Genomic DNA, 11,424 nt, shown 5'->3' with positions numbered 1-11,424 from the left:
ATCCGGGCGAGAGGCCCTAACGGTAGTTCCCGAAGCCCCGGCGTCGTCGCCTCGGCAGGACGGCGTCCAGGGAGAACACGGGGGTGCCGGCGAGGACGAGGGGGATCCAGGCCATGAGGTAGGCGAGGTCGTTGCCGTAGTAGTAGGGGGTGGTGGCCCAGCTGACCGTGAGCCACAGGCTGAGGGAGATGAGCGCACCGCCGAGTGCGGCCAGGCGGCCCAGCACACCGAGCAGGATGCCGATGCCGACGGCGAGTTCGCCGAGGGCGATGGCGTAGCCGAAGCCGACCGGGTTCTTCAGGGCCAGGTCGACGAGGGCCGGGATGGCGGAGGAGCCGCGGACCGCGCGCATCGTGTCACCGAGCGAACCGGGCCCGGCGGCCCTCATGAAGGCGCTGTCGGTGAGTTTGTCCAGGCCCGCGTAGACGAAGGTGACGCCCAGGAAGAGACGGAGAGGAAGGAGGGCGTAGCGGCCGGCGGTGTCCCGCCAGGTGCCGCGCCGGTCGAGGTACGAGGTCCGCATGTCCGTACGAAGGCTGTGAGTCATCGTTACCAGCCGCCTCTCGCCTCTCACCGCACTGCCGTTCACCCCTCGACAGACCATACGTGTGCGAGAAAGGAGGCGCTCACCCCGGCCGGGCTTTTTTGCGGCGTCCGTATGGATTCGGCGTCCGGTTGGCCCCGGGCACCTCACCCCTCGGTGTTCGGTCCCGCTCCCCCGGCCGACGTGCGCGCCCGACGCCGCCCGCACGGCGACAGGGCGGTCACCGCGAGGCCTTCGGTCACCCGGGCGCCCCGGTCACTCCGTCACGTCGATCGCGTACCGGTTGGTCTCCACGCCCGCCGCGGTCACCAGTTGCACCTCGACGCGGCCCGGCTCCACGTCCGCGGGGACCGGCACGGTCAGCACCGTGTCCGTCGGGTTGCTGAACCCTCCGGTGACGGGCACCAGGGGCACGTGGACATTGACCGCGCCGATGCGGACCACCATCCGCGACAGCCGGTCGGCGCCCTGCGCGCCCGGTGGGACGAATCCGGCGCCGCGGATCTCGATGTCGTCACCGGTGCGGACCGGCGCGTCCAGGTCGCCGGCCTCCCGGGCCCGGACCACCGAGAGGATCACCGGGCGCCCGCCTTCCGCGTATTTGCCCGCCAGGTAGGTCGCGGCGGACACCAGCGTCACCACCGCCAGCCCCCAGGGCAGGTCGGGCAGCTGATCGGGCCGTCTGGCCAGCCGCACCGCGGCGAAGACCAGGGCGACGGCGTTGATCAGGACGTACTGGATGTCCGCGAAGGCGCCGCGTCCCGCGTCGTCGGTCAGCAGGTCGGCCGAGCGCGGCCGGTCCGCACGTACCTTCTGCAGCCGCTGGCCCAGGACCCGCAGCCCGACCACCCGCCGGACCAGCACGGCGATCCCGCACACCACGGCGAGCACGGTGACCGCGCCGGCGCCCCGGGCGAGTTCCAGGCCCGAGATGAGGGCATCGCGTTCCGCGTGGTCGGAGGCGGCCGCCAGCCGGCCGACCAGCACCAGCACCGCGTACGCCACGAACAGCACCCACGACGCGGCGACCGAACGGGAGGTGGAGAGTCTGTTGTCCTCACCGATGACCGGTGCCAGCGCGCCGCCGCGCGCCCGGTGGAACCAGGAGGCGGCCGTCAGCGCCGCGGCCACGGTCACCGCCGCCAGCAGGCCCGCCGTACGGGCGGTGCTCCAGCCCGCCCCGATCGCGGTGAGCGCCTGCACCAGAAGCAGTACGACCACCGCGGCCCAGACCGTGTACGCCGTCCAGCGCCACAGCCGTACCAGCCATGCGTCGCCCTCGGCCCGGCGGCGGGCGGCGACGAGTTCGGCGGACTGCGTCAGTTCCTCCGACACCCACTGCCGGGAGGCCGACACGGAGTGGGCCACGGCCGCCGGCAGCCCCTGCCCCGCGGCGAACTCGTCCCGTTTGAGGAGGAACGCGGCCACGGCCTGCCGGTGTCCCGCTCGCGCCCCGTGCGGACAGTCCCCGCAGGTGCAGCCGCCCCCGTGGGCGTGCGCCCCCGATCCCGCGCCGTCTCTCGCTTCCTGCACCGCCACGCCCGACGCCCGCCTTCCCCGGAACCCGCAGCCGCCCTGCGGACAACACCCCTACGCCGACTGCGCATTGTGCCCTACACCACCCCGTGCGCGTCCGCCCGGTCTGGTCAGGGCGGGTGAACTCCGGGCCACCGTGTTGACCCGGCGGGAGCGGCCGGCGGACGGCCGGGATCGTCCGGCGGTAAGCGGTCCCGGCCTCGGGTGGCGGTGCGGTGGGGATCGTGCCGGGGCGGTGCCGGCCGGTGCCGCCGCCGCGGCGGTGGTGTCAGCTCAGCAGGTCGGGTTCGGTGCGGCAGACGGCCTGCCACAGGGGCTGGTAGCTGATCCAGGCCACCAGGTCGCCGCCGAGCTGTTCGCGGGTGGACACCGCGGCCCTGTGGTCGATGAGGACGGGCCGGCCGGCGGCGCGGGCGGTCAGCTGCACCTGGGCGGAGCGTTCCATGGACAGGAACCACCAGGCGGCCGCGTCCACCGAGTCACCGACCGTCAGCAGCCCGTGGTTGCGCAGCACCAGCGCCTTGCGGGAGCCCAGCGCCGCCGCGATCCGGCGGCCCTCCTCCGCGTCGACGACGACACCGGTGTAGGCGTCGTAGAGGGCGTGGTCCTCGTAGAAGGCGCAGCTCTCCTGGGTGAGCGGGTCGAGCAGTTCGCCGAGGGCGGCCAGGGCCCGGCCGTGCACGGAGTGGCAGTGGGCGACGGCGACGACGTCCGGGCGGGCCGCGTGCACCTGGGCGTGCACGGTGAAGGCCGCCTGGTTGACGTGGTAGCGCCCCTCGACGACCTGGCCGTCCTGGTTGGCGAGGACGAGGTCGCTCACGGTGACGTGCTGGAAGGGCACTCCGAAGGGATTGACCCAGAAGCAGTCGCTGAACTCGGGGTCGCGGGCGGTGATGTGCCCCGAGACACCGTCCTCGAAGCCGTACCGGCCGAAGACCCGCAGGGCGCCCGCGAGCCGTTCCTTGCGGTGCCGGCGTTCCTCCTCGGCCGATTCGTGCATCGGCGGCATGGCGAAGCGCAGCGTGTCGGTGGGCAGGGGCGGGGGCGGTGTGGGGCCGCGGCCGTGCATGGGTTCCTCCGGCGGGTGGTCGGCGTACGGGCGGAAGGTACCCGTGGGCGTCCGGGAATGGCAGCGCCGGTGCGTGAAGATGCGGTGCTCCCCGCCGGACCTCTCCCATACCCGACAAGAGGTGTCCGGTTTCCGCGCCACACTCACCGGCATGGCGACGAACTGGGCGGCTTTCGCCGCGTCGGAACCCGGACTGGCCGGCCTGACCGAGAAGCGCTTCGGCGCCTTCCGGCACCACGTGCTCGTCACCCTGCGCCCGGACGGCTCGCCCCGCACCAGCGGTCTGGAGGTGCGCTTCCTGGGCGGCGAGCTGTGGCTCGGCATGATGCAGGACTCGCTGAAGGCGCGCGACCTGCGACGGGACGCGAGGTTCGTGCTCCAGTCGAATCCGGGGTCCGGCACCGGGATGGAGGAGGGCGACGTGCGGATCGGCGGCCGGGCGGTCGAGGTGACGGACCCGCAGGCGAAGGGCGCGTACGTGAAAGAGGTGGAACCGCCGCAGCCGTTCCACCTCTTCCGCACCGAGCTGACGGAGGTCGTGCGGACCTTCGTCGAGGACGACCGGTATCTGGCCGTCCAGGTCTGGCGGCCCGGAGCGCCGGTGCGTGCGCTCAGGCGGACCTGATCCCTACCGGGTGGGGGTCACTCCCACTCGATGGTGCCCGGCGGCTTGCTCGTCACGTCGAGGACGACGCGGTTGACGTCGCTGACCTCGTTGGTGATCCGGGTGGAGATCCGGGCGAGCACGTCGTAGGGCAGCCGCGACCAGTCGGCGGTCATCGCGTCCTCGCTGGAGACCGGGCGCAGCACGATCGGGTGGCCGTAGGTGCGGCCGTCGCCCTGGACGCCGACGCTGCGGACGTCCGCGAGCAGGACCACCGGGCACTGCCAGATGTCCCGGTCGAGACCGGCCGCGGTCAGCTCCTCGCGGGCGATGGCGTCGGCCTCGCGCAGCAGGTCGAGCCGGTCCTTGGTGACCTCGCCGACGATGCGGATACCGAGGCCGGGGCCGGGGAAGGGCTGGCGCTGGACGATCTCCTCCGGCAGGCCCAGCTCCTGGCCGACCATGCGGACCTCGTCCTTGAACAGCTTGCGCAGCGGCTCGATGAGCTGGAACTCCAGGTCCTCGGGCAGGCCGCCGACGTTGTGGTGCGACTTGATGTTGGCGGTGCCGGTGCCGCCGCCGGACTCCACGACGTCCGGGTAGAGCGTGCCCTGGACCAGGAACTCGACGGCCGGGCCCTCGTCCGCGATGATCTCGGCCTGGGCCTGCTCGAAGACCCGGATGAACTCGCGGCCGATGATCTTCCGCTTCTCCTCGGGGTCCGAAACGCCCTTGAGGGCGGTGAGGAAGCGCTCCTCGGCGTCGACGACCTTCAGCTGGACGCCGGTCGCGGCCACGAAGTCCTTCTCGACCTGCTCGGTCTCGCCCTTGCGCATCAGACCGTGGTCCACGTAGACGCAGGTCAGCTGGGAGCCGATGGCCTTCTGGACGAGGGCGGCGGCGACCGCGGAGTCCACTCCGCCGGACAGGCCGCAGATGGCGCGCTTGTCGCCGACCTGCTCGCGGATGGCGGCGACCTGCTCCTCGATCACGTTCCCGGTGGTCCAGGAGGGGGTGAGACCGGCGCCGCGGTACAGGAAGTGCTCCAGCACCTGCTGGCCGTGCGTGGAGTGCATGACCTCGGGGTGGTACTGGACGCCGTAGAGCTTCTTCTCGTCGTTCTCGAAGGCGGCGACCGGGACGACGTCCGTGGCGGCCGTGACGGTGAAGCCCTCGGGGGCGGCGGAGCAGGCGTCGCCGTGCGACATCCACACGGCCTGCTCGTCCGGGGTGCCCTCGAAGAGGGTGGAGGAGGGCTTGGAGACGGCGAGCGAGGTGCGGCCGTACTCGCGCGCTCCGGAGTTGTCGACGGTGCCGCCGAGGACCTGCGCCATCAGCTGGAAGCCGTAGCACATGCCGAAGACGGGGACGCCGGCCTCGAACAGCTCGCGGTCCAGGCGGGGCGCGCCCTCTTCGTACACCGACGAGGGGCCGCCGGAGAGGATGATCGCCGCCGGGTTCTTGGCGAGCATGTCCGCCACCGGCATGGTGCTCGGCACGATCTCGCTGTAGACCCGGGCCTCGCGGACGCGACGGGCGATGAGCTGGGCGTACTGCGCGCCGAAGTCGACGACCAGGACGGTGTCGGGGGCGGCGGCAGCGGGAGTCGCTGATGACACGGGGTGCCTTCCGGCGGTTCGGGCGGGTCGTTGTACCTGCGATTCTACCGAGACGGCGGCGGGACCCGCCCCGTGCTCCGGGCCGCCGGCCCCGCGAGGCCCGTCTCAGCATCCGAGCCGCCTTGGACGCCCGCGTCCGCCACGGCATAATGGGAGCATGCTCACGTACGCGACGACCTTCGTCTTTACCTATGGCACCCGGCCCGCCGGCTGCCATGGTCGTGCTGCTTGAGCTACTGACAAGCGACTTCCCAGGCGCCCCGGGCCGACAAGGCCCGGGGCGCCTGTCGTTCTCCCGGTCCTTGCCGCTCCGGGGCCCCGCACCCGCCTTCCAGTGAGGAGCCCGGCGAGATGACCGCCAGCGCAGCAGAGAAGACCGGTACGACCGTCACCGCGGCCGAGAGGACCGGCGCGCGTACCGACGAGGCCGTGGGCGTCGTCACCGACGCCCGAGAACGCATCGACGCACTCGACGACCGGATCATGGGTCTGGTCCAGGAACGGATGGCCGTGTCCGCCGTGGTCCAGGAGGCCCGGATCGGTTCGGGCGGCCGGCGGGTGAACCTCTCCCGCGAGATGGAGATCCTCGGCCGCTACCGGGACGCCCTCGGCAAGCCGGGCACCGCACTGGCGATGACTCTGCTGGAGCTGTGCCGGGGCAAGATCTGACCGCTCGGGATCTCTCACCCGTACGGTGCGTTACCGCGGTGGGCGCCGCCTCGTTGGTCGGGGTGGCCGTGCCAGCCAGGGACGGGCCGAGAGGACCACGCGTGGCTCTCCGGAGCGGTGAGACGTGCGGATCGTGCCGCGCGTCGTGGGACCCCGCTCCGGGGAAGTGACCGGACGGCAGGGGACAGCAGCCCGGTCACCAGGTGACGGCCGGCGCCGGGGACGCCCGGGGCCGGCCGTCCCCGCTTCCCGCGACCGTCCCCGCTCCCCGCGGACCGGCCACGCCCACCCCACTCCGCCCCACTTCACGACCGCCGTCCGGCCATCCGTCCGTGCTCTCCGCACCCGACCGGTCGCGCCCCCGCCCCCCCACCTGTGACGCAGGACACATAAAGATCCTGTGAAACGCCGCACAACCATTCACCTGAGCCCCGGGTCACACCAGCGGAACCCACGGCCACACCCGCGCCCCACCGCGGGGGCCTCCGCAACCTCCGTGCTGCGTCCACCGCAGCACGCCGGACTCCCCGAGGTCTACATGAAGCTTCGCCGCGCCCTGGCAGCCGCCGCCGCGACGACCGCTATAGCCCCGCTGGCGCTGCTGTCGGCTCCCGCCGCCTTCGCCGAGGAACCGACCGCGCCGACGTCCGCGTCCGCGTCCGCCTCCCCCGAGTCCACTCCGCCCAGCGCCCCGGAGTCGACACCGGCCGGCGGCACGCCCGAGTCCACCCCGCCGTCCAGCCCGGCGGAGACCACCCCGTCGACCGGCGCCTCCGGCTCGGCCTCCCCGTCCGCCTCCGCGTCCGCCTCGGCATCGCCCTCGGCCTCCGCACCGGCCTCCGCCTCGCCGAGCGAGCCCGCCGAACCCTCGGACGAGCCGACGCCCTGCACCGAGGACGACGTGGACCCCGACTCCCAGCTGACGATCTCGGTCTCCGGTCTGCCGGGCAAGATCGTCGCGGGCAGCGGCTGGCACGCCTTCAAGCTCACCGCGGCCAACCACAGCGACAGCTCCCTGGGCAAGGTGCAGTGGCTCGCCCTCATCGACAACGACTCGATGAGCGAGAACGAGAAGGACTGGCTGAGCACCTACACGCTGCTCGAGTACCTCAACCCCACGACCAAGAAGTGGGAGTCGCTCACGGACGAGATCGGGGGCGGCATCTACTTCGGTGAGACGCCGCTCGGCCCGAAGCAGACGGTCGACATCCAGCTGCGGGTGAACATCACCGCGAAGGCCCCCGCGGGCGACGGCTACACCGTGGGCCTGGGCGGATACGTCGACCAGGAGAAGAACTGCGTCCACAGCGCGTTCGACTACTACACGTTCACCGTGCTCAAGCCCGGCAGCACCAACGACAACCCCGGCGACGCCAAGCCGCAGGACGGTGACAAGCCCGCCGGCGGCAAGCGTCCGCAGGGCGGGGCCGAGGAGATCCCGCCCACCGGCAGCCTCGCCGAGACGGGTTCCAGCTCGATGGTGCCGACCATCGGTCTCGTCGGCGGCCTCGCGGTCGTGGTCGGAGCCGGCGCGCTGGTCGCGGTGCGGCGCCGCAAGGGCGGTGCCGGAGCGTAGGGCGCTCCGTCGGACCGGCAGAACGGGAAGGACCTGCGCCAGGAGGGGGGCGCAGGTCCTTCTTCACTTCTTCCTTCACTTCTTCTTCGGCGGTACCGCCGGTATGCCGAGGAACGGCAGGCGCAGGGCGCCGAACGCGTCCGCCGGGACCACCGGGTCGCGGGGCTCCACCGGCTTGAGCCGCTCGTAGGCCGCGCCCTGCGCCGGGCGCGGGTCGGCCTCCCCCTTGTTCGGCCAGTACGACATCGCCCGCTCGGCCTGCGCGGTGATGGTCAGGGACGGGTTCACGCCGAGGTTCGCGGAGACCGCCGCACCGTCGACGACGGAGATGCCGGGATGGCCGTAGAGGCGGTGGTACGGGTCGATGACGCCGGTCTCGGGCGAGTCGCCGATCGGGCAGCCGCCGAGGAAGTGCGCGGTGAGCGGGGTGCCCATCAGCTCGCCCACGTTGGACCCGGCGAAGCCGTTGATCTCGGCGGCGAGCGCGGAGGCTCCCTCGGTGGCGGCCCTGATCTGCTTGGGGTTGGGCGAGCCGTGGCCCTGGCGGGCGGTGAGCAGGCCCTTGCCGACGCCGTCCTCCTTCAGGTACGTCGTCAGGGAGTTGTCCAGGGACTGCATCACCAGGCCGATGATGGTGCGCTCCGACCAGCGACGGTTGGACAGGGAGCGCAGGACCAGCATCGGATGGCGGGCGGCGTTGGCCAGCCAGGCCGCGACCCGGGACCCGCCGTCCGCGAACGGCACCTGGAGGATGGACAGTGAACCCATCGAGTTGGATCCCTTGCCGTAACGGACCGGCTCGATGTGGGTGTTCTCGTCCGGGTGGACGGAGGAGGTGATGGCGACACCGCGGGTGAAGTCGGGCCGGGGCCGCCCGGTCGCCGCGCGGTAGCGCCGGTTGTCGGTCTGCGCGCCCACCAGCGCCTCGGAGTTGGTGCGGGTCAGCTCACCGAGCCGGTCCGACAGGTGCGGCAGCTGCCGGCCCGCCTTCATGCGGTGCAGCAGCGTCTGGGTGCCGTAGGTGCCGGCGGCCAGGACCACCCGGCGGGCGGTGTAGATCCGTCCCGCGCCCTTCTTCTTGTCGTGCGTCGGCAGGGTGGCGACCGCGTAGCCGCCGCGCGAGTCGTCGGTGACCGAGACGACCGTCGTCATGGGGTGGACCACCGCGCCCGCCTTCTCGGCCAGGTACAGGTAGTTCTCGTTCAGGGTGTTCTTCGCCCCGTGTCGGCAGCCCGTCATGCACTCGCCGCACTCGGTGCAGGCCTTGCGGGCCGGTCCGGCGCCGCCGAAGTACGGATCAGCGACCTGCCGGCCCGGCTGGGCCTTCGCCGTGCCGTCGGCGTCCTTCCCGTCCCCGAAGAACACCCCGACCGGCGCCATGTGGAAGGTGTCGCCTACGCCCATGCGCTGCGCCGCGGCCTTCAGGTGCACGTCGGAGGGGGTCATCGTCGGATTCAGCCGGACGCCGAGCATGCGCTTGGCCTGGTCGTAGTAGGGGGCGAGTTCGTCCTGCCAGTCGGTGATGTGCCGCCACTGGGGGTCGTCGAAGAAGGGCTTCGGCGGCACGTAGAGGGTGTTGGCGTAGTTGAGGGAGCCGCCGCCGACCCCCGCGCCGGCCAGCACCATGACGTTGCCCAGCAGGTGGATGCGCTGGATGCCGTACAGGCCGAGCCTGGGCGCCCACAGGTAGTTCTTCAGGTCCCAGGAGTTCTTCGGCAGGCTTTCGCGGGTGAAGCGGCGCCCCGCCTCCAGGACGCCGACGCGGTAGCCCTTCTCGGTCAGGCGCAGCGCGGTGACGGAACCGCCGAAGCCGGAGCCCACGACGATGACGTCGTAGTCGTAGCCGTCTTGAGACACGTGCCTTCTCCCCTTTGTGTGCGCGCTTTCGGACGTGCTCCGCGGGCCGTCTGCGGCGGGGCGCGGCTCCCCGCGTCCCCGGGCGGGCTACTTCAGCCGCAGTGCCTTCATCGCCCGCAGGCTCCGGCTCATGAACGCGGCGTACTTCTCGTCGTCCATGCCGAGCGACGGGGCCATGGGCAGCAGCCGCTGGTGGGCGATGGTCTGGGCCTCGGTGTACTTGAGGATGCCCTCGGAGCCGTGCCGGCGGCCGAGACCGGAGTCCTTCATGCCGCCCATGGGCGACTGGACGCTGCCGTAGGCGGGCGCGTACCCCTCGTTCAGGTTGACCGTGCCGGTGCGCAGGCGGGTGGCGATCTCGCGGCCCCGGCGGGCGTCCTTGGTCCACACCGACGAGTTCAGGCCGTACGGTGTGGCGTTGGCGCGCTCGACCGCCTCGTCGTCGCTCGCGAAGCGGTAGACGGAGACGACCGGGCCGAAGGTCTCCTCCGTGCACACCGCCATGGGGTCCTCGACGCCGTCGAGGACGGTCGGTTCGAAGAAGTACGGGCCGATGTCCGGGCGGGCGACGCCGCCGGCCAGCACCCGGGCGCCCTTGGCGACGGCCTCCTCCACGTGCCGGGTGACGGTCTTCAGCTGGCGCTCTCCGACGAGGGAGCCCATGTCGGCTCCGTAGGCGAGCGAGGTGCCCAGCCGCATCGCCTTCGTGCGGGCGGTGAAGCGCTCCAGGAACGCGTCGGCGACGGCCTCGTGGACGTACAGCCGCTCGATGGAGATGCACAGTTGCCCGGCGGAGGAGAAGCAGGCGCGGACCGCGCCGGCCGCCGCCTTGTCGAGGTCGGCGTCCTCCAGCACGAGCATGGCGTTCTTGCCGCCGAGTTCGAGGGAGACGCCGACCAGGCGGGCCGCGGCGCCCTGGGCGACCTCGCGGCCGGTGCGGGTGGAGCCGGTGAAGGAGACGTAGTCGGCGTGCTGGACGACCGCGGGGCCGACCACCGGGCCCTCGCCGATGACGACCTGGAAGACCTCGGCGGGCAGCCCCGCCTCGATGAGCAGGTCCCGGGCCCACAGGGCGGTCAGGCAGGTCTCCGTGTCCGGCTTCATCACGACCGCGTTGCCCGCGACGAAGGCGGGCAGCGCGTCGCCGACCGACAGCTCCAGCGGGTAGTTCCAGGGGGCGATCTGGCCGACGACACCACGCGGGTGGCGCAGTTCGGTCACCTTCGTCAGAGCCGGGACGGCGCCGGTGTGCCGCCTGGGCTTCAGGTACGCGGCGGCCCGGCGGCCGTAGTGCCGGGCGGCGACGGCGACGGCCTGCACCTCCTCGTGCGCGTGCAGGCGCGCCTTGCCGGTCTCGAGCTGGATCAGGTCGAGGACCTCGGCCTGGCGGGCGAGCACCAGGTCGTGGAAGCGGAGCAGGACGGCGGCGCGCTGCCGTACCGGCGTCCGCGCCCAGACGTCCTGCGCGGCCCGGGCGCGCTCGAAGGCGAGGGCCACGTCCTCGGGCGTGGACTCGGGCAGGTCGGCCAGCTTCTCACCGGTGAACGGCGTGTGGTTGGCGGTCCGGCCGGATCCGGCGACCCCCTTCGTGAGCCGGGCGACCAGCTCGGGCGTCACCACGTCGGCGGCGGTACGGGCGCCCGTGGGGGCGGGGGCCAGAGGATTCGTGCCGGTCTGTGCCGGGGCCTGCGCGTCCGTCATGCAGCGCAGCGTATGACGTGTGCCGGGGTTTGTGTACCCGTCGGTAACGGGGATTCACCGAGTGCACACACGACGCCAGCGATCACTGGCAACGAATGCGCTGATCAGGGCTCCTTTCATCGATCACACGCCACCGCCGCGCACCCGCCGCCGGACGCGTCACGGCGGGCGCGGGGCGGGGGCGCGGAGTGGGCGTGCGCGGTGGGTGCGCGGGGACGGCAGCGCGCGGCGGTGGCGGCCGTGGGGGGG

Annotated in this window: 9 protein-coding genes; 3 read left to right on the top strand and 6 right to left on the bottom strand. The window is 72.4% G+C overall.

Annotated elements, in window-relative coordinates:
- Positions 1–16: 16 nt before the first annotated feature.
- From IG64_RS27065 to IG64_RS27055, 3 genes are all read right to left on the bottom strand, one after another.
- Positions 17–547 (bottom strand): DoxX family protein, encoded by a 531-nt coding sequence (locus tag IG64_RS27065; RefSeq protein WP_037860933.1) that lies wholly within the window; start codon positions 545–547, stop codon positions 17–19.
- Between the two features lie 252 nt (positions 548–799).
- A complete protein-coding gene (locus IG64_RS27060) occupies positions 800–2,083 on the bottom strand; it encodes a hypothetical protein (RefSeq protein WP_078884244.1) in 1,284 nt (427 codons plus the stop codon).
- Between the two features lie 265 nt (positions 2,084–2,348).
- Positions 2,349–3,149 (bottom strand): class II aldolase/adducin family protein, encoded by an 801-nt coding sequence (locus IG64_RS27055; protein ID WP_037860929.1) that lies wholly within the window; start codon positions 3,147–3,149, stop codon positions 2,349–2,351.
- 151 nt (positions 3,150–3,300) lie between these two features.
- Here IG64_RS27055 and IG64_RS27050 point away from each other — a divergent pair, with 151 nt between their 5' ends.
- Positions 3,301–3,774, top strand: coding sequence for a pyridoxamine 5'-phosphate oxidase family protein (locus IG64_RS27050; RefSeq protein WP_037861084.1), 474 nt, complete (start codon positions 3,301–3,303; stop codon positions 3,772–3,774).
- 17 nt (positions 3,775–3,791) lie between these two features.
- On the opposite strand, the gene guaA is transcribed toward IG64_RS27050, so the two are convergent.
- Positions 3,792–5,372, bottom strand: a complete 1,581-nt coding sequence (gene guaA / locus IG64_RS27045) for a glutamine-hydrolyzing GMP synthase (RefSeq protein WP_037860927.1) — start codon at positions 5,370–5,372, stop codon at positions 3,792–3,794.
- Between the two features lie 351 nt (positions 5,373–5,723).
- Here guaA and IG64_RS27040 point away from each other — a divergent pair, with 351 nt between their 5' ends.
- Entirely contained in the window at positions 5,724–6,041 is a 318-nt protein-coding gene (locus IG64_RS27040; RefSeq protein WP_037860925.1) for a chorismate mutase, read from the top strand.
- A 496-nt stretch (positions 6,042–6,537) separates the two neighbouring features.
- Positions 6,538–7,617: an LAETG motif-containing sortase-dependent surface protein gene (locus tag IG64_RS27035; RefSeq protein ID WP_158771648.1), complete on the top strand. Its 1,080-nt coding sequence runs from the start codon at positions 6,538–6,540 to the stop codon at positions 7,615–7,617.
- A gap of 75 nt (positions 7,618–7,692) precedes the next feature.
- Here IG64_RS27035 and IG64_RS27030 read toward each other — a convergent pair whose 3' ends face one another.
- Positions 7,693–9,474: a GMC family oxidoreductase N-terminal domain-containing protein gene (locus IG64_RS27030; protein WP_037860921.1), complete on the bottom strand. Its 1,782-nt coding sequence runs from the start codon at positions 9,472–9,474 to the stop codon at positions 7,693–7,695.
- Between the two features lie 87 nt (positions 9,475–9,561).
- Positions 9,562–11,175, bottom strand: coding sequence for a succinic semialdehyde dehydrogenase (locus tag IG64_RS27025; RefSeq protein ID WP_037860919.1), 1,614 nt, complete (start codon positions 11,173–11,175; stop codon positions 9,562–9,564).
- Positions 11,176–11,424 lie beyond the last annotated feature (249 nt).

Source organism: Streptomyces sp. NRRL S-340 (genome assembly GCF_000720185.1).
In the GTDB taxonomy this organism is placed as follows: domain Bacteria; phylum Actinomycetota; class Actinomycetes; order Streptomycetales; family Streptomycetaceae; genus Streptomyces.
Note: the sequence above shows the minus strand (reverse complement) of the source record. Positions and strands in the feature narration are given on the sequence as shown.

Excerpts from the sequence above, each read along its gene's own strand:
- IG64_RS27025 (WP_037860919.1), bottom strand. The coding sequence starts at position 11,175 with ATGACGGACGCGCAGGCCCCGGCACAGACCGGCACGAATCCTCTGGCC.
- IG64_RS27065 (WP_037860933.1), bottom strand. The coding sequence starts at position 547 with ATGACTCACAGCCTTCGTACGGACATGCGGACCTCGTACCTCGACCGG.
- IG64_RS27050 (WP_037861084.1), top strand. The coding sequence starts at position 3,301 with ATGGCGACGAACTGGGCGGCTTTCGCCGCGTCGGAACCCGGACTGGCC.
- IG64_RS27055 (WP_037860929.1), bottom strand. The coding sequence starts at position 3,149 with ATGCACGGCCGCGGCCCCACACCGCCCCCGCCCCTGCCCACCGACACG.
- IG64_RS27040 (WP_037860925.1), top strand. The coding sequence starts at position 5,724 with ATGACCGCCAGCGCAGCAGAGAAGACCGGTACGACCGTCACCGCGGCC.